This window comes from Petralouisia sp. (assembly GCF_056822245.1).
Genome location: NZ_JBQIOP010000029.1, coordinates 25,324 through 44,541 on the forward strand (window position 1 = coordinate 25,324; position 19,218 = coordinate 44,541).

The window sequence follows — 19,218 nt, forward strand, 5'->3', positions numbered from 1 at the left end:
TTGGAGGTTATTATGGATCATGGAAAAACACAAAGAGTTCTTTCTATTTATACCAGATTGACAGGGGGCTATCTGATTAACAAGGCAGAGGAAGCGCAAAATTATGGTGTAAATGAGAGAACAATCCAGAGAGATATTGATGATATCAGAGATTTTATGGAATCGGAGACCGAGAATACAGGGATTATCAATTACGTGCCATATAATCGCGCGGATAAGGGATTCCATATGGAACAGGTTGATCAGCCGAAGCTGACAAATGGAGAAATTCTTGCAATTTGTAAAATATTGCTTGACAGCAGGGCTTTTCCCAAAGGAGAAATGTCAGATATCTTAGATAAGCTGATTTCCTGCTGCGTTCCAGAACAGAATCAAAAGCAGGTAACACAACTGATAAGAAACGAGGAATTCCATTATGTGGAGCCAAGGCATAAGACGAATTTTTTGGATACCATGTGGGAGATTGGACAGGCAATTAGAAATTGTCAATACATAGAAATGAATTATTACAGGATGAAAGACAAAACTGTGGTAAAGAGGAAGGTAAAACCGGTTGCAATCATGTTTTCCGAGTATTATTTTTATCTGACGGCGTTTATTGAGGACAAAGAGGTTTTGAAAGATTTTGATGTCCTAAATGATTCTTTTCCCACCATCTACCGGATCGATCGCATCAAAGATCTGCGTGTTTTAGAGGAAAAGTTCCATATCCCCTACAGCAGTCGGTTTGAAGAAGGAGAGTTTCGAAAAAGAGTCCAGTTTATGTATGGCGGAAAGTTGCAGAGGATAAAATTCAAATATTTTGGCAATGATATTGACGCTGTTTTGGATAGGCTTCCTACAGCAAAAATTTTAAAAGAGGAGGAGGGCGTTTATACGTTCAGCGCCGAGGTTTTTGGCAAAGGGGTTGACATGTGGCTCAGAAGTCAGGAAGAAATGGTAGAACTTTTATGACAAACAGATAAAAAGGAAGAAACGGAGGAAAAAATGGAAAAAATAGTACAGGCCCTAGAAGAAATTCAAGAGATGAACAATGTGTATGGAATTTCAAATGATTTAGCCAGTAAGACATTGGATGAGATGGAATATGCGAAAGTATGCACGCCTGTCATCGGAAAGTTCAGTTCTGGTAAGAGTGCATTGGTAAATACGATTTTAGGATACAACGGAAAACTGTTAAAGGAAAATATTACCCCGGAAACTGCAGTTCCTGCGGAAATTGTTTATTCTGAAGCTGAGGAATCTGTCATTGTCTTAGAAAATGATGGCCAGAGCAAGGAAATATCCCTGGGAGAGTTCAGAGATTATGAGGCGGATGCTTCAAAAGTAAAGAGAGTGCGCCTCAATTTGAGCAACAGTTTTCTGGAGGAAATTCCAGATGTGATGCTGGTAGATATGCCTGGTTTCGAGTCAGGGTATGAAGTTCACAATAAAGCGATTGATAATTATCTCCCTCAAAGCCTGGCTTATATAATAGCATTTCCAGCAGACGATATGATTGTAAGAAGCAGCGTTGGGAATATATTGCGGGAATTGTGCCTGAACGATATGCCGCTTTGCGTTGTAATTACCAAATATGACAAACGCAATGATGAATTTGAGATGACCTTCCAGAAAATGAAAGAAAGTCTGAAACGCTACGTGGGGGAACGCAGTATTCATTATTGCCGTACCAGCAGTTTTGAAGGAGAGGTTGAGGAGTTGGAGGAATTCCTGAAAGAAATTCAGAAAGAATCACAACAAATTTTGGCAGGGAAATTTGCAGGCGCTGCCAAAACAATCATAGAAAATACAGAAAATTACCTGAAAACTCTCCTTGCAAACAGCCAGTTATCGGAATCGGAACTGGCAGAACAGGAAGAGAAGCTGCAGAGACAATTACAGGGGATGGAAACGAAATTTTCCAGGGAACAGGGAGATTTTCAACTGGAAATTTCTTCCTGTGTACAGGAAATCCAGGATGACGTGCAGCGTGCCATGGAAGCAGAAGAATCCACCCTGATTACCATGGCCATGAATAACCAGAGCATCAACGAACATTTGAACAATGTTGTCCGCAGGGCAGTGACCGTAAGCGTGAAAAAAAGATTTCTTTCGAAAGTGGAAAAATATCTGAAAAGAGTTGCCAAATGCATGAACGAGGAATCTTTCGGGGACGTTCATATTTCTTTTCATTATGATACGAAAAATCTGGGACAAGGCATTACCTCATCCGTTGTGGCAGTGGCAGCAGGCATTTTGCTGGGGCTGCCGATTTTAGGGGTAGTGGCGGCAATTGCCATGAAGTTCTTTGGGAACAGGAAGCGGGAAGAGGCGAAGCAGGAAATCAGGAGGAAACTGCAAAGCGAAGTGTTTCCAGAAGTGCTGTCTGAAGTAGGAAGCGGGATAGAGGCGGCAATTACAGAACAGATGAAACTTGTCAATACGTCTATTGAAGAGGAGATTAAGACTCAGCGAGAAACTATAGAAAAAGCAATGTCAGATGTCCGGGAACAGATAGAAGATGAGAATACCAGAAAAGAAGGGCTTGCCGCTGACATAGAAAGGGATTTAGAGAGGATAGGTGGACTCAAAGATGGCTTATGATGAAGAAACATATGAAAAACTGGCGGGCAATTTCCAGCTATTGTGTAATATTATCCGGCAGAAATCCGAGGGGGAGCAGTTAAAGGTTGATTTATCCAGAATTGAGGAAATGATTCAGAAAAAGATACCGGACACATTGAAGGAAAATGCCCCGGAAGATTTTTATGAATTATACATAAACTTTAAATCGGAATATGAAAAATTCAGGGATTTTATTTTGTATGATAAATTGATTGGCAAAAATATTATTGCGCTGGGCGGCGGTTTTTCCAGCGGCAAGTCCAGTTTCTTAAACGCGTTAATGGGGAAACGGGTGCTTCCTGCGGATATCGACCCTTCCACATCAGTTCCTACCTATATTGTGAGCGGGGAGAAGCACGAGGTGTTAGGAATCAATGTGTTTGATGCAAAAGTGCAGATGCAGCCCAAAGATATTCGGAAAATTGCCCATGGATTCGGGGAACTGGAGGATGAAGAGGAGGAAAAGGTGGCAGATGCGGTTACCCTTGGACATGTACTAGAGAATATCTTTTTTTCCACCCCATTACATAAATACGACAGGATTGCATTTTTGGATACTCCGGGGTATTCCAAACCGGATTCCGAGAAATATTCGGCGAAAACGGATGAGCAGATTGCAAGAGGACAGTTAAATGCCAGCAATTACATTCTCTGGTTTGTGCAGGCGGATGCTGGGACAATTACAGAGGAAGACATAAAGTTTATTAAGACTCTCCGGGAAGATACGCCAAAGCTGGTGATTGTGAATAAGGCAGACAAGAAGAACCTGAAGGACTTAAAAGAAATTATTTCCAAGATAAAAGCCAGCCTGGATATCAAAGGGGTGCGGTATGTGGATGTGTTTGCCTTTACCAGCAGGATAAATCAGGTGGAGGATGAAGAACTCTGCTCGTTTATAGAGGCGGATACGGAAAAGATTAAAAAGCAGATAGAGTCCTGGAACCGGCAGGTGTATGAATCAAATTTTGCAAGGAATTTTAAGATTCTGTTTGTCCGGTGCAGGGAATTCTATGAGGATGAAATCGACGAGGAAAGCCGGAAGCTGGTAAGGCTCAATACTTCCATCACAAAGCTGTCGGTAGAGGACGTTGACTCAGAAATCCTGGAGCCCCTGCAGTCTATGGTGCGTGATGCACAAAAAACGGTCAATGAATTAAAGGACATCAGAGAGAAGCTGAAGGAATTGCAGGATGAATTTTTTACAGAGATAAAGTTCATTTCAGATGTGGTGGGGATTGCCATGCCAGAGCCGTCAGAAATAGATTTGCTGCAGGATAATGTGCAAAATCCCATGGAACTGATTGCGGAATATAAGAAAGAGAAAAACATTCAGACGGACCCTTCCATTGGGGATATGCTGCAGAGTGTATTTGAAGGAATTGAACCGGTAATCAATAAGCGGCCAGGAGGCAGTGAATATAGGGATGAACTGCTGGATGTTATTCTTGCTGCCTGCAATGTGGAGACAGAGGAGATCCATATTCATGATTGTGTAAAAAATACAGAAGAGTATGCAGAGCTTTGTAAGTTGGAACATGAATCTGTTAAGATTGGCAATATCTTTGGGCGGACAGAAGAATACGCAGGAATTGTAAAATTACAGTAGGAGAACAAAAAAGATGGGAAAGATAGAGGAAAATATTTTAGAAATCCGTAATCATTTTATGGAATTGCAAAATGAAAAATACACGATCCACAATGGCAGGCTTTCGGACAAGGAGGAATATCTGAAATCCCTGTATGTTCAGATGCTGTCTACCGTTGTGCAGTATGAGAATGATGTCACAGAAATGCAGTTATTGTTTCTGCAACGGATTGTGAAAGGGCTGTGTTGTGAACTGCAGACAGAGGATTATATGAGGAAGGCGCTGGATATTTCTATGGTGGAAGTGAAGGAATTTGCAGATGCTTACCAGTCAGAGGAAGGCAGGTATTATTTCGCGTTGAATGGCATGATTCTGTCGGCCCTTGGTGAGAGGAATGACAGCAATTATGAATATTTGGCAGAACTGATCCAGATGCTTGGGATTCACATTACAGAACTGAGGTATCTTTCGAAAGTGGCGGAGACGGTGCTGATGCAAAGCTCTGAAATTTTTGATGAAGCCAAAAAAATGATGACGGAGGAACTGGGCTTTTTAGATCTTACAGATTATATCAGGAATTTCTATGCAGGGGCTGTAGTTGACAGTAAGAGCGAAGTGGTTTATTCTGCGCCGGAGAAGCAGGTGGTTCATAGCCTGGAGACAGAGGGTATGGAGTTTTACCAGCGGAAAGTGGTTTTTATTGGCATCGAAATTAATGTGGCTGGTAAATGGCAGTTTCATGGCTGCGAAGAAGTAAGGTTTGAGAACTGTACTATAAATGGGAATGGAGGATATTTATATCTGCAGGGAGTGGGCAGTTTTCAAATGAAGGGATGTAAGGTGCGTAAGTTTGCCAATTCCTTTGCGCATTTGGAATCTGTTGGAAATGTATTGGTTGTGTCCAGTGCATTCAATGAATGTGGTCGAAAAGAAAAAAGTAAGGAGAAGATAGTAGGTGGAGGAGTGTTTTGTTATGAGGGAGAAGGGGAATCTGTGGTTTTTCATGGGAATTATATACAGAATGTCTATATAGAAAATACTGGTTATGTTGGAACAGCAAGTGGAGCCTTTTTTGGTTTAAAAAGCAGTGAGAGAAATATGTGCTTAAAGAGGATTGAGGTAAAGAATAATATATTCACAGGGGGCACGTGTATAAGTGAGAAGGATGCGTGGTATAGAGACAAGGAATGCTTAATATTTTATGAAAAGGCACAAGAAGTGTCTGAAAAAAGCAATACCGTAAAAGGCGGAATTACAAGAATCATTGCAAAGAAATGAAACAGAATATAAAACAGTATGAAAATCGGTATCGTGATACTGCAGTTTTTATATTTAGAAAATGGGAGAAAGGAACTAAACTATGAATTTAACAGACCTTCAGAAGGAACTTCGTTCCATGGAAGAACATATTTCTGAACTTCAGAAGGCGATAGAAGAGATGAAGCCCAAAACAAAGGAAGAAGAGAAAGAGGATTTTGCCAGAATTACAAAACTGGCCTTGCAATATCCCATAAAGGATACAGGTGTATCCAGAGTTACCTCTGTACTCCAAAAGGAATACATGCAGGCTCTTTCCTGGCTGTTGATGTCTTCAGAAGGTAAGATAAAGGATCGCTTATTATATTTATGCAGAATAGCATCAGGATGTGGGATGGAGCTGCATGCGGAAGAACTGTATCAGGCGGGCTTGGAATTCCAGCCAGAGGATATGGAAAAAATCTGCATGGATCTTCAGGAACTGAAATATGCGTTCCTGGCAGATGCGTTGGTGATTGCCAATATTTCTGGGGAAGCATCGGGAAAAGAGATTTCATTGATTGTGGACATTGCCAGGGTATTTGGTTGCGAAAAAGAGGAGATAAAAATAACCGGGCTGGTTGCAAAAGGAATATTAACCGAAGATTGGGATGTTTTGGAGAAAGCGCCCGCTCCCAAGACAGACAGATGGATAATAAAAGAAAACTTTCAGGGATTTATTCCAGAAGAATGGATCATCTCCCACCGCAGAGAATGTGGGAGATTATGTGTGAAGAAATATGAAAAATCTATATTTGCAGCAAGCGGATTCGAGGCAATGAATGGGATTCTAGCTCAGGCTGATAGGTCTGAACCTTTGTGTTTTATCAAAAGCCGCCTTCAGGCGGGGGAATTGGTAAAAAGTGGAGATGTGCTTGTTACATATGAGAAAGAGAGGTTGATTGGAATAGGAAGCTTCTTTGCAAACAAATCTCAAGAAAAACTTGCGAAACAGGAAGAAAACATATACGCTCCCTGCGACGGAATGGTTTCCTTCCTGGAAGACAGCGAAAAAGATACAGAAACCAACAATGAGATGAAATATATTACAGTCTATGTAGTATCATATTTTGATGATTACCAGAAGTTATCAAGATGGTATCGGAAAAATAGGATGAGGAAGGAGAAACAGTAATGGCATTATTTACAGCAGATAACCCCCAGTTTGAGGATTTTACAGCCAATATAGGCGGAATGATTGCAGAACTTGCAGAGGTTGCCAGGGAGGAGGATATCAGGAGACTGGAAAAATTTGCCGCGGATTTTAAGTTGAAGACGGAGGATTTCTACCGTGAAAACCGCAAGCTGAACATAGGCGTGGTAGGTCAGGTGAAAGCAGGAAAATCCTCCTTCCTAAACACATTGCTCTTTGAGGGCAAAGAGATTCTGCCAAAAGCCTCCACCCCTAAAACTGCCACATTAACTAAAATGGAATATTCCAAGGACAACATTATTCAGGTTGAGTATTATTCCCCGGAAGAATGGGAAGTGTTAGAAGAAAATGCGGTGGTGGATCTGGATGACGAAATCTATACTTCCGCCCGGGAAATTGTTGATATGGTACAAAGGAACGGAGTGGATCCCCATCCATATCTGGAAAAAGGCATGGAAAAAATTGAGTTTGGGACATATGAGGATTTGATTTCCCATCTCAATGAATACGTGGGCGAAGACGGAAAATATACGCCTATTGTAAAAGCAGTGACCCTTTTCCTGAATAAAGAAGAATTTCAGGGGCTTTCCATTGTGGATACACCGGGACTGAATGACCCAATCGCTTCCCGGACCATCCGTACCAAGGAATTTATGGAGATTTGCGATGTGGTATTTTTTTTGAGCCAGTCTGGGAGTTTTTTGGACAAAAGTGACTGGACTTTGTTATCTAGCCAGCTTCCCCAGAAAGGGGTAAAGCGGCTTGTTTTGATTGCAAGCAAATATGACAGCGGAATTCGTGATGTTTTAAGAGTTCAGGAAGAAGACGACATTTTCGGCGAGGATGAAAATACAGCCGATAATATTCCAAAGGCATGTAAGCTCATTCGGCGGAAATTAAAAAAACGCGCAAAAAGCAAAGTTCAGGAATTTGTGAAAGATTTGGAAGCAAGGGGCAGCTCTTCGGAATTGATAGAAGTGATAAAGCAATGTGCAGACCCTTTAATGGTTTCCTCCCTTGCTTATAATATGTCAGGCAAACAGCAGCAGGATTACAGTCCAGAAGAAAAAAACATCTACTCCGCTCTGAAAATGTTTTCCGAGGATATGGAAGCTGATTTGAAATTATTGGGCAATTTTGATGAGGTAAAGCATCTGTTTTCCGAGGTAGTGGAGGAAAAAGAAAAAATCCTGGAAAGTAAGTCCAGAAGCTTTATCCCAAATGCCACAGAGGAAGCAGGGAACCTGCTTACCTCTTTCCAGGAGAAGGCGCAGAAGAGGATTCAGGCATTGGAAAAAAATGACAGGGAACAGCTTTTAGAGCAGAAGAAATCTATGGAAGGGCAGATGGGAAACATTCGGGCAGACATATCCAACGTTTTCGGGGAATTTAACGCCAGGCTGGAATCGGAAAAGGCAGAAGGAATCCGGGAACTGCGAGGGGCAGGGAAGGACTATCTGGAGATCAAGGAGCGGACAGGGACAACTACCCATACTGGTTATTACACTACGGGGCATTTGTGGTGGAAGAAAACCCATTCTTACCAGTATGAGGAACATTATTCCTACTGCATTGCAGCAGATGCCATAGAGAATCTGAGAAAATATGGAATTGACGCAACCAATCAGGTAGAAGAGGTATTTACCCAAGCGTTGCAGTTAAAAGAGGTGAAGCGGAAAATATTGAATGTGGTAGTTAATAATTTTGATCTTGGAAGTGAAACATATGATTCTTCCTTGTTTCGGATCATGGTGGAAGAAACGGTAAGCGCCATAGAATTTCCAGTGTTCCAGATAGATATATCAGATGCAATGGATAAAATTACAGGGAAATTTACTGGGGAGATTACTTCCGCAGAACAGAAAACAGAGTTGGCTGTTGCCCTTCAGCGGGCAGTTTCACGCATTTATGACCAGCTGTGCGAAAAATTATCCCTTACTGTCAGGGAGTTTAAAGAATCTATGGCAGCGATTCAAGAAAAAATAGAGGATTCGCTTCTTAAAAATATTGTAGAAGAATTTGATGCTCTGGCACTGCAGTGCCAGAATAAGGAAACGGAGATTGCTGGATATCAGGAATATGTTTCCAGGCTGGAAAATTGCAGGAAAAGATTACATTAGAGGAAAAAACTATGCCGAATGAAATTGAGAAAAACACAAAAAAGTTAAGTAATGAGCTGGATGCTTCCTTAAACCATGCCATGACAATCATTACAAAGGATTATCTGGGAATGTTGGAATCTTATGAGATTATGGATCCCACAGAAGAAGATAAGGATACCAGAATTTCTGAATGCGGAAAATTTTATAAATTGTCTCGGCTTGTTTTGAACAAAGAAGAAAATTTTCTGGACAAGCTGACTACCATTGTAAATGTGGCATCTTCTATTGAATGCAGCCTGGCGACGGTGGTACATAGCGATGGATGTCGCATAGATTATTATCTGGGTATTATATCCAAACGGGCGCGTACAGAAACCGACCGGAAAAGGCGAGAGGCAAATGCAGCCGCTTTTCGTGGCGCTTTGGCAGGGAACCTGACAGGTTCTGATTTGGAAGAGCTGCCAAGCAGTGAGGTGGAAAATCTTCAGAGTACCATATTGACAGGAAAAAGGAACTGCTATTCGTCTGTTTCAGGTATTGTTGCGCTGCGGGACGAAAAAAATAAGAGCATCACAGGCTACGTGCAGGGAATTGAGAATCTGGTGGATTCACTGAAGGGGCAGGAATATACGGTTGTTATGCTGGCGGATCCAATAGATACTGCAGAGCTGCAGGTGATCCGGAAGGGATATGAACTGCTGTACACCCAATTGTCCGCATTTGCCCATCATGCGGTGACATTTAATGAAAGCGATACGGTATCCTTGTCCAAGGCAAGGTCAGAGGGCATATCCAAGGGAATCTCTACAGGCATTTCCATGACCCAGAGCAGGTCCCGGTCGAAGGGCAGATCTTTTGGGATGAGTGCAGGAATAGGGCTTGGAGTTCCGTTTGTGGTGAATGCAAATTTTGGGCTGAATGCTGGAGTTAACAGCGGAACCTCTGATACCATGGGAAAGTCGGATACTAGGAGCAGGAGCTTACAGCAGAGTAAGTCCGTGACGGATACTGTTTCCACATCCAAGGTAGCAGGGAAGAGCATACAGTTCAGCTATGTAAATCGAAGTGTAAAATCTTTGTTGGATAAAATAGACAAACATTTGGAGCGGCTGGATGAATGTGAAAGTTTTGGGGCCTTTGACTGTGCAGCTTATGTGATTGCAAAAGACAGGGAAACGGTTCTGACAGTTGCCAGCAACTATAATGCCCTGATGCGAGGAAAAAATTCCAGCGTGCAGGCATCCCATATCAATTCCTGGTATAAGGAAGAAGAAACAAAGGTTTTGGGGCAGTACATAGGGTCTCTGGTGCATCCTCGCTTTTTATTGAGGAAAAGACAAGGGGAATACCAAGAAGAAAAAATTATTGTCACTCCGGCATCCATTGTCAGTGGTGATGAGCTTGCCATACAAATCGGGCTGCCGAAAAAATCTATTTTAGGCGTTACAGTCATTCCAATGACGCCATTTGGGAGAAACATAGCAGAAAGCGGTCAAGAACGGCTGTTTCTGGGCGATCTTTATCATATGGGTCATGAAGAAGGCGGGTATGGAAAAGAGCAGAAAGTATGTTTGGATATTGAAAGTTTGTCTATGCATACCTTTATCACTGGTTCTACCGGTTCCGGGAAATCGACGACGATTTATTCTATGTTGGACAAATTGATGGTACGTTCGGTAAAGGGACGGAAAGAAAAAATAAAATTTATGGTAATTGAGCCTGCAAAAGGAGAATATAAAAATCGGTTTGGAGGATACCCCAATGTAAAGGTTTATGGGACGAATGATAAGAAAATGCCTCTGTTACGGATAAACCCATTTAGTTTTCCGAAGGATATTCATGTTCTAGAGCATATTGACCGCTTGATTGAAATATTCAATGTTTGCTGGCCCATGTATGCGGCAATGCCTGCTGTGCTGAAAGATGCCATTGAACGGGCGTATATCCTGTCAGGATGGAATTTGGCGACTTCAGAATGCAGCTATGTGAAGGAAATGCCTCTGTATCCTTCTTTTATTGATGTGCAACAGCAAATTAATGTTGTTATGGAGGAGTCCGCTTATTCTTCTGATACGGGAGGAGATTATAAGGGAGCATTGTGCACCAGACTGAAATCACTGACCAATGGATTGTACCGGCAAATTTTTACCAGTGATGAGTTGTGTGTGGAGGAATTGTTTGAGAGCAATGTCATTATAGATTTAAGCAGAACAGGTTCCAGTGAAACCAAAGCTCTGATTATGGGATTACTGGTGATGAAACTGCAGGAATACCGCATGTCAAATACAGGCAAAGGAAATGAACCTCTAAAGCATGTGACTGTGTTGGAGGAAGCCCATAATATACTGAAAAGAACATCAACGGAGCAATTTGGAGAAAGTGCGAACCTGCTTGGAAAATCTGTGGAAATGCTGGCAAATTCCATTGCAGAGATGCGGACCTTTGGAGAAGGATTTGTGATTGCGGATCAGGCTCCGGGCCTGATGGATTTGTCTGTCATTCGGAATACCAACACAAAAATTATACTACGTCTGCCGGATTTGCAGGATCGGGAACTGGTTGGAAGGGCTGCAGGACTGAATGAGGACCAGATATTGGAATTATCTAGGATAAAGACATTTGTTGCAGCAGTGTACCAAAATGACTGGCTGGAGCCTGTGCTCTGTAAAATTGATACAAATTTCAGGGAAGTTCCAGAATTTCATTATGAAAAGAGAAAAGCAGACAATAGAGAGAAATACAGGATTTTGGAATATGTGCTGCTGCCCATTGACAAAAGAAAAAAATTAGATGGCAAGTATGTTGCCGGCCTGATTAATGAAGTACAAAAACTACAGATACCGGCTGAGGTAAAAATTGCATTTCTAGAATATGCCAAAACAGCGGATGATACTGTAATTGAAAGGTTACGAGAAAAAATAGTGTACCATATTTTCGATTCAGAAGAGGCATTTTGCTTTGCAAAGGGGAAAGAGGAGAATATTGCATTCTGGCGGAACTGCCTGCTGGAACGACTGGAACCTGATATCACAATTTTGCCTGAATATGCCCAAAATCAGATTCTTGCACTTCTTGCAAAAGAAAAGGCACAGTTTGACGGGAAGAAAGAATCGGTTTCTTTCTTTGAAAGATTGATGGACTATATAGAGGAGGGAAAAAGGCATGGCATTATTAGATAATATGAAGGACCTAACGGAAATATCGGAAAAGAAAGGAAAGATAGAGCCAGGGTTCAGTGAAGATGCGTTGGAAACTTATAGAAAACTGTTTGAGGAAGGGGATTTTTTTGAAATTTTAAGGGAAGAGAATACAGAAGGCAGAGGGTCTGATATCCCTGAATTAGAGGAAGCTTCCGAATCAGACAGAATATCTCAACCGGAGTATATTCCTGAATCAGAAGAATTGCCCAGAATGGATGTAAGGGGATGCCCCATTGATGGAAACGGAGGAAACTGGGAAGGGGAAAGAGGAAATTCCACATGGGTTCCGGATAGGAATGACATTCCCAAAAATCCGCTGACAAATCCAGACAAACTCACATGGGGGGAACTTCTGGATAAATATGGGATAGATGGAATACCCTTTAAGGATGGCGAGGCAGATTTTTCAGAAGTGTCAAAGGGGGAAGTTGAAATTGATGACTTTACAGATGATAGAGCTGCAAATTTTGACCAGGCAGATGAAAAATTGGCAGAGCAGAGAGGCTGTACCCCAGAAGAGGTTGCAAAGTGGAGAGAAGAGCATAAGTATACCTGGCATGAATGTAAGGATTGCAAGACAATGCAGAAGGTTCCAACAGAAATTCATGGAAATGTCCCTCACTCTGGCGGTGTGTCAGAATACAGGATGCGGAAAGCAGAAGAATAAAGGGAGCAGTTTGGCTTAGAACTTTTGCATTGGAAAAAGCCCAAAATTGAACGATTACGAATAAAGAAAGGAAAGATGTAAAATGGAAATTATCTGTAAAGACAGGGTATTTGGGGAAATGACATATAAACATAGGTGGTATAAGCAGCAGTCTGTGACAATGTTTGGAAAATCCTGGAATATAAAAGTTGTTGCCAAGGCATATTCAGGAAAGCGTATTACAGAAGAACAGAGAAGAGCATACAGAATCTTTTCCGAAAAAGAAGAAGAAGTGTTAAAGCGAGTGGGAGAAAAATTGAAATCTTATGTGAATGATAGTTTAGAAGGAGGACTCGTTGGTGGGGATGAGATAAAAAAGGTAGAACAGGTTTGTGAACTTGAACAGATGATAACACCCACATCATTACTGTTTAAACAGGATGGAACGGCAATCCTATTATTTGACTGTGTATGGGATGTGGAAAATGGAGTAGCGGTAAAATTGTTTCCAGAAATGATTGTTGGACCACAGGATATATTTTTATAAGATATATTATATTGGTGAAACTACAGATTCAGGAGGTTGTTGCACTAAGTCAGATGATGAAATGATAGACCTGATGGGATTTGTAAATAATATTATTACGCATATTACAAATGGGAATGAAAACGAGGAAAGGCTGGTGAATATTATGGGAGGAACTGTAATTGAAACAGAATCGGAGAAACTGATACAGCGTGGAGTAAAACAAGGAATACGGCAGGGAATGCAGCAGGGCAAAGTGCAGACTATTATTGAACTGGGCAAGGAGGATGGGCTTGAAGATACAGCCATTTTAGCCAGACTACAGAATAAGGCGGGAGTGACCCTGGAACAGGCCATGTCCTATCTGCGTAAATACGGGGAACAATCGTAAAGGATGGAAAGAAATAATGGTAATTTTTATTTACAGCAGGAAATCCAAATGGACCGGCCGGGGAGAAAGCGTGGAAAATCAGCTTGCCATGTGCCGGGATTACATACAGTATAACATTGAAGGCGCCGGGGAAGCCGAAATCGTAACATATGAAGATGAAGGCTACTCCGGCAAAAATACCAACCGTCCCCAATTTCAGAAAATGATGCAGGAAATCAAAAAAGGAAACTGCAATTATCTGGTGTGCTACAAATTGGATCGGCTGGGCCGCAACATTGCAGACCTGGCCAATCTGGTGGAAACCCTGAACAAGCTGGATGTTTCTTTTATCAGTATTAAGGAACGGTTTGACACTTCCACTCCCATTGGAAAAGCCATGCTTTATTTTGCAGGAGTTCTCGCCCAGATGGAGCGGGAGCAGATTGCAGAGCGGGTGCGGGACAATATGGTAATGCTTGCAAGAAAGGGCAGGTGGCTGGGAGGAAATACGCCCCTTGGGTTTTCGGCAGAAGCGGAAGAAAAAGTATCTGTCAACGGAAAAAACAAAAAATCTTTCCGTCTGACGGTAGATGAACAGGAAATGCAGACCGTCCGGTTTATTTTTCAGGAATATCTTAAAAATCAGTCCTTAATGGGAATCGTCAAATATTTTCTGAGCCGCGGCATACAGACAAAGCGGGGCAATGAATATACCACAACCGCTATCCGGGACATTCTGACAAATCCCGTATACTGTACAGCAGACAGGGAAGCTTATGATTATTTCTGGAATCTGGGCTGCCAGGTATGTATGGAACAGGAAGAGGCAGATGGAACATACGGACTGATTGCCTATGCGAAAACTTCTTCCACCCAGTATAAGAATAAAAATAATTCACCGGAAAAATGGATTGTAGCGAAAGGAAGGCATCCAGGAATTATATCCGGGCAGGACTTTTCCAAAATCCAGAATCTTCTGGCAAAAAACAGTTCCAGGGGAGAAGGATGGCACAAGCCTCAGAATCCCGTAGCTTTGCTTTCAGGAATTTTGCATTGTTCCTGCGGACACCTGATGCGCCCGAAATATTATTCAGCCAAACAGGTAACAGAAACAGGGGAACGGAAATTTTCCTATCTCTGCCCGTATAAAGACATGACCCACGGGGAGAAATGCTCCGTACCAAATGTACAGGGAAATACACTGGATGAACTGGTGTGCAGGGAAGTGCTGCGGTATACGGAGGAAAATTCCGATATCCATCGTATGCTTAAGGAAGCTATGGAAAGAATGGATGACACAAAAGAAGAGACAGTCACTGGGGCAGACCTGTTGGAGCAGGAAATACAGAAACGGAAAAAAGAAATACAGAACCTTATTTCTGTCCTGGCAAAATCCGGCGGTGAGGAAGATTTTATTCAGCAGATAGAAAAGGAAATCCGAAAGCTGAATGAAGAATGTGCATCCCTGGAAAGAGAACGCGCAGAATCAGGGGAAGAGGGGAAAAATATTCAGGGGGACAGACAGCAGATGGAGGTTCTCTTAGAACAGCTTTCCGGCTTCCGCAGACTTTTTGATACCTTAACCGTACCGGAAAAGCGGGAATATCTGCGGATGATTCTGGATAAAGTTGTCTGGGACGGAGAAGAAGCCCATATTTTTATCTATGGCAGCCATTGATGAAGCAAGAATCAGCAGATATCAGTGGCTGCCGCGTAATTTGTTTCCCCTGCAGAACCATCCCATTGCCGCACCCGCTAGGCCCCACAACCGCCAGGAAATCCCCTTTATGAACCGTAAAATTTATATTGGATAAAGCAGGCGTTTCGCCCTGCATGGTATGATAGGAATAACCCACATGGCTGATTTCCATTAATTTTTCCATAAAGTTCTCCTTATTAGTACTTATTGATATTGTATGATTCGGAGATGGAAAGGGTGCTTTTTACAGAATCAGTCCCAGGGGTGGAGTAATATATGAATATTTAAATGAACTGGCTTATACGGCCAGGCCGGGTTCCAACGGACTTATTTTCTTTCCGTATCTTTTAGGAGAACGGGCGCCGCTCTGGAATGATTATGCTAAGGGAATGTTCATCGGATTACGTATGGATATGGAACGGAATGAGCTGACCCGATCGGTGTTTGAGGGAACGTCATTTGCCCTGAAGCATGTGATGGAAACCGTAAAGAAGGAGGGGGCAAAAGCGGAAATCTTAAGAATCTGCGGAGGCGGCGCAAAGAGCAGAGTATGGAATCAGATTAAGGCGGCAGTGCTGGATATGCCGGTGCATGTGCTCAGCCCGGAATCCGGCGACGTGCCCGTTGGCGACGCCATGATTGCAGGGCATAAAGCAGGCGTATTTGAGAATTTGGCAGAGACAGCTGCAAAAATCATCAAAGTTCAGGAGATTATAGAACCGAATCCGGAGTGGGTGAAGCAGTATCAGGAGCTTTACCCTTATTATGTAAATATGTACCGGCATCTGGATACGGATTTGAAAGAGGTGCAATTTTGGTTCGGATCAAGCATTCTGTATTTTTCCTAAATCATTAGGAAATAAGGGAATTGAGAGGAAGCAAAGCTGAGGATTATAGTTTAACCGCCGGAGTAATAAAAATCAGAATAAAGTCTGCCGGATACTGTTTTTTGTTGTATAATGTATTTGGCATATGGGTGACTTTCCTGTGCAGGACAATACTGCGTCAGAAAACCCTGTGCAGGAAAGGAGATCCGATGAAATACCAGTGTTTAATCATAGATGATGAAAAAATGCTTGCGGACAGCACGGCAGAATATTTTAATTTATTTGGAGTAAAAACAACAGCTGTTTACAGTGCAAAAGAAACCCGCTGTTTTCTGCAGGAGCATACGGCGGAGCTTCTGCTGTTGGATATCAATCTGGGGGATGAAAGCGGATTTGTGCTGTGCAGGGAGCTGCGGGAGCAGACAGATATCCCGATTCTTTTTATATCTGCAAGAACAAGCGACGACGACAAAATCGCCGCCTTGAATATCGGCGGTGATGATTATATTCAAAAGCCCTGTTCCCTGGGAGTTTTACTGGCCAAGGTTCAGGCAGTTTTAAAGCGTTACGGGGGAGGAAGAGAGGAGAATTACTCAGATCACAGGCTGAATTTTGACGCTTTGGGGCAGAGCCTTCTGGTAAACGGAAACAAGGTGAAAGTAACGATGATGGAATTCCGGCTTTTGGCATATCTGATTCAAAACCGTGACAGAGTGGTGTCCAAGCAGGAGCTTTTTGAACATGTCTGGGCAGATAAATTCACCGGAGACGGAACGCTGAACGTTCACATCCGAAGAATCCGCGAAGCCATTGAGGTGAATCCGAATCAGCCGGAATACATTGTCACTTACTGGGGGAAGGGCTACCGGTTTGAGGGAGGCGGCAGATGAAAAAGCACAGGTTTATTTTTGTAATTCTGCTGACTTTTTTGCTGGAAGCGGCAGTTGTGTTTAAGTTTATGGGAGGAAATGCAGAAGCGTCCCAGGATGTGGTGGCTGTCAATAAAATTGTGAAAACAGTGGAACAAAACTGGGAGCGTCTTGCAGCGTCTCCGGAATATGCAGAAAGCCATTCAGACCCGGAGAGAGCCCAAAGCAGTCAGGCGTCCTCCGGGTCATTGGACTATACAGTGATTGACTGCCGGGGGAAAGTGTTATACAAAACCAGAGAACATTTAAGCGAAACCATAAGCCAGGCGGTTTCACACAGAGACACCATACTGGAGGTGGAAAAGTCCGGGGCAGCAGTGGGAAAAGTTATCATCTATAATTCACAGGACGCGGATGCTGCGGCAGGAAAACGTCGTGCCGCCCTGGGTCTTATGATGCTTATGCTGATTCAGTCTCTGTGCCTTGCAGGCTTTGCGGCAGGTCTTTATGGAACATTGGTAAAACCCTTCCGCAAATTGGAAGAATTTGCAGAACGGATTGCCGGAGGGAATCTGGATATTCCTCTGGAAATGGACAGGCAGAATTTGTTCGGCGCATTTACGGAAAGCTTTGATCTGATGCGCGCAGAATTAAAAAAAGCCAGGCTGGCCGAAGCAGAGGCAAATGCCGGGAAAAAGGAACTGGTGGCCAAATTGTCCCATGATATCAAAACGCCGGTGGCAAGCATAAAAGCTGCGTCCGAAGTGGGATTTGCCCTTGCAGAAAGTGAGAGGATGCGGGAAAACTACAGGCAGATTATTCAAAAAGCCGACCAGATTAACAGTCTGGTTACGAACCTGTTTACCGCAACGCTTAAGGAGCTTAAGGAGCTTACCGTCACCTCTGAGGATATGGAGAGCAGCGAGATTAAGCGTCTGCTGGAGAATGCAGACTATCTTCACCGGGCTTTGATTCCGGCCATTCCGCCCTGCCTGGTTTTGGCAGACAGGCTCAGACTGCAGCAGGTCTTTGACAATATTTTTGCAAATTCCTATAAATATACAGACACATCCATTTGGGTGCGGGCGGAGAAAGCCGGCGGCCTGCTGACTGTAGAACTGGAGGATAACGGCGGCGGCCTGCCTGCGGAAGAAATTTTCTTTATCAAAGAGAAATTCCGACGGGGAAGCAATGCAAAAGCGGTGGAAGGAGCGGGGCTTGGACTGTTTATTTCCGATTGCTTTATGGAGGCCATGAATGGAGCTCTGACAGTGGAAAACGGAGAGCGGGGACTTAAGGTGAGGGTGTCTGTGCCGCTGAGCGGTGGAATTTGCAGTGAGAACTGATATAAAAAATTTGTAACGTTTATATATGGAAAAATAACCATTGAAAAGAATATAATAAGCAAGTTAAAAAGAGCGGAACTTTCCACCGCTCTTTTCTTATATGCCATTTTGGGATTCTCCGATATAAAATTTAAGAAACCGTTAAGGTTTCCCTAAAGACATTTAAGATCTGGAAAAATAAAATAAAGTTTAGTATTGCAGCAAACCATATGTTTTATGAAAGGAGTTTCCCATGAAAACAATAATTTTTAAAACAGAAAACCTAAGCAAATCCTTCTCCAGCGGAGGAGTCCTGCAGCATGTGCTGAAAAATATTGATCTGGAGCTGTACCAGGGGGACTTTACGGTGATTATGGGGGCAAGCGGAGCCGGGAAATCCACACTTTTGTATGCCCTTTCAGGAATGGATACCCCGACCCTGGGAACCATTCGGTTCGGCGGGCAGGTGATTTCTGATTTAAGCCAGGACGGGCTTTCCGTATTTCGGAGAGAACACTGCGGATTTGTATTTCAGCAGATTTATCTGATTGACAGCATGAGCGTATTGGACAACGTGCTTTGCGCAGGGCTTTTGGTCAGCAGAGATAAAAAGAAGCTGCTTGGGCGGGCCAGGGAATTATTTCAGGCAGTGGGCATTTCAGAGGAAACCCAGAAGAAATTTCCCACGCAGCTTTCCGGCGGAGAAGCCCAGCGCGTGGGAATTGTCCGGGCTTTAATTAATGCTCCGGACGTCTTATTCGCCGATGAACCCACCGGGGCCTTAAATTCCAAAACAGGGCTGGATGTTCTGGATACTTTAACCAGATTTAACGAGCAGGGACAGAGTGTGGTAATGGTAACCCATGACATGCGCTCCGCCCGCAGAGGCAGCCGCATTTTATATTTAAAGGACGGCGTGGTTTTAGGAGAATGCAATCTGGGCAGATATGTACACGGCGATGAAGAAAGGCACAGAAAACTGTCTGCATTTCTTGGGGAAATGGGGTGGTAA

16 protein-coding genes are annotated in these 19,218 nt (G+C 43.0%); 15 read left to right on the forward strand and 1 reads right to left on the reverse strand.

Annotated features, from left to right (window positions below):
- The first annotated feature begins 12 nt into the window (after positions 1 to 12).
- The 11 genes from ACTO17_RS12415 (at position 13) to ACTO17_RS12465 (ending at position 15,164) form a co-directional block, all read left to right on the forward strand.
- Positions 13 to 954: a helix-turn-helix transcriptional regulator gene (locus ACTO17_RS12415; protein ID WP_482558140.1), complete on the forward strand. Its 942-nt coding sequence runs from the start codon at positions 13 to 15 to the stop codon at positions 952 to 954.
- 33 nt (positions 955 to 987) lie between these two features.
- Positions 988 to 2,586 carry a dynamin family protein gene (locus tag ACTO17_RS12420; protein ID WP_482558141.1) on the forward strand — a complete coding sequence of 533 codons (1,599 nt, stop codon included), beginning with the start codon at positions 988 to 990 and terminating at the stop codon, positions 2,584 to 2,586.
- Positions 2,576 to 4,213: a dynamin family protein gene (locus ACTO17_RS12425; protein WP_482558142.1), complete on the forward strand. Its 1,638-nt coding sequence runs from the start codon at positions 2,576 to 2,578 to the stop codon at positions 4,211 to 4,213. The genes ACTO17_RS12420 and ACTO17_RS12425 overlap by 11 nt, the downstream gene beginning before the upstream one ends.
- A 13-nt stretch (positions 4,214 to 4,226) precedes the next feature.
- Complete coding sequence (locus ACTO17_RS12430) at positions 4,227 to 5,471, forward strand: hypothetical protein (RefSeq protein WP_482558143.1); 1,245 nt, start codon at positions 4,227 to 4,229, stop codon at positions 5,469 to 5,471.
- An 82-nt stretch (positions 5,472 to 5,553) separates the two neighbouring features.
- On the forward strand, positions 5,554 to 6,624 hold the full coding sequence (locus ACTO17_RS12435; RefSeq protein WP_482558144.1) for a hypothetical protein: 1,071 nt from the start codon (positions 5,554 to 5,556) through the stop codon (positions 6,622 to 6,624).
- Positions 6,624 to 8,762: a dynamin family protein gene (locus ACTO17_RS12440; protein ID WP_172538363.1), complete on the forward strand. Its 2,139-nt coding sequence runs from the start codon at positions 6,624 to 6,626 to the stop codon at positions 8,760 to 8,762. Before ACTO17_RS12435 ends, ACTO17_RS12440 begins: the two co-directional genes overlap by 1 nt.
- Before the next feature lie 11 nt (positions 8,763 to 8,773).
- Positions 8,774 to 11,923 (forward strand): helicase HerA domain-containing protein, encoded by a 3,150-nt coding sequence (locus ACTO17_RS12445; RefSeq protein WP_482558145.1) that lies wholly within the window; start codon positions 8,774 to 8,776, stop codon positions 11,921 to 11,923.
- Positions 11,907 to 12,611, forward strand: coding sequence for an HNH endonuclease signature motif containing protein (locus ACTO17_RS12450; RefSeq protein ID WP_482558146.1), 705 nt, complete (start codon positions 11,907 to 11,909; stop codon positions 12,609 to 12,611). Before ACTO17_RS12445 ends, ACTO17_RS12450 begins: the two co-directional genes overlap by 17 nt.
- A gap of 82 nt (positions 12,612 to 12,693) precedes the next feature.
- A complete protein-coding gene (locus tag ACTO17_RS12455) occupies positions 12,694 to 13,137 on the forward strand; it encodes a DUF6985 domain-containing protein (protein ID WP_172538365.1) in 444 nt (147 codons plus the stop codon).
- Between the two features lie 61 nt (positions 13,138 to 13,198).
- Positions 13,199 to 13,507 (forward strand): hypothetical protein, encoded by a 309-nt coding sequence (locus tag ACTO17_RS12460; RefSeq protein ID WP_482558147.1) that lies wholly within the window; start codon positions 13,199 to 13,201, stop codon positions 13,505 to 13,507.
- A gap of 16 nt (positions 13,508 to 13,523) precedes the next feature.
- Positions 13,524 to 15,164, forward strand: coding sequence for a recombinase family protein (locus ACTO17_RS12465; protein WP_482558148.1), 1,641 nt, complete (start codon positions 13,524 to 13,526; stop codon positions 15,162 to 15,164).
- Here ACTO17_RS12465 and ACTO17_RS12470 read toward each other — a convergent pair.
- Positions 15,145 to 15,369 (reverse strand): hypothetical protein, encoded by a 225-nt coding sequence (locus ACTO17_RS12470; protein ID WP_016214358.1) that lies wholly within the window; start codon positions 15,367 to 15,369, stop codon positions 15,145 to 15,147. The two genes, ACTO17_RS12465 and ACTO17_RS12470, sit on opposite strands and share 20 nt — an antisense overlap.
- 109 nt (positions 15,370 to 15,478) lie before the next feature.
- Here ACTO17_RS12470 and ACTO17_RS12475 point away from each other — a divergent pair, with 109 nt between their 5' ends.
- The 4 genes from ACTO17_RS12475 to ACTO17_RS12490 all read left to right on the forward strand — a co-directional run bounded on the left by ACTO17_RS12475 (position 15,479) and on the right by ACTO17_RS12490 (position 19,218).
- Positions 15,479 to 16,033: a xylulokinase gene (locus ACTO17_RS12475; RefSeq protein ID WP_482558157.1), complete on the forward strand. Its 555-nt coding sequence runs from the start codon at positions 15,479 to 15,481 to the stop codon at positions 16,031 to 16,033.
- 188 nt (positions 16,034 to 16,221) lie between these two features.
- On the forward strand, positions 16,222 to 16,902 hold the full coding sequence (locus tag ACTO17_RS12480) for a response regulator transcription factor (RefSeq protein ID WP_482558149.1): 681 nt from the start codon (positions 16,222 to 16,224) through the stop codon (positions 16,900 to 16,902).
- The gene (locus tag ACTO17_RS12485) at positions 16,899 to 18,227 is read left to right on the forward strand and encodes a HAMP domain-containing sensor histidine kinase (RefSeq protein ID WP_482558150.1); all 1,329 of its coding nucleotides are present in this window, start codon (positions 16,899 to 16,901) and stop codon (positions 18,225 to 18,227) included. Before ACTO17_RS12480 ends, ACTO17_RS12485 begins: the two co-directional genes overlap by 4 nt.
- Positions 18,228 to 18,459: 232 nt before the next feature.
- Positions 18,460 to 19,218, forward strand: coding sequence for an ABC transporter ATP-binding protein (locus ACTO17_RS12490; protein ID WP_482558151.1), 759 nt, complete (start codon positions 18,460 to 18,462; stop codon positions 19,216 to 19,218).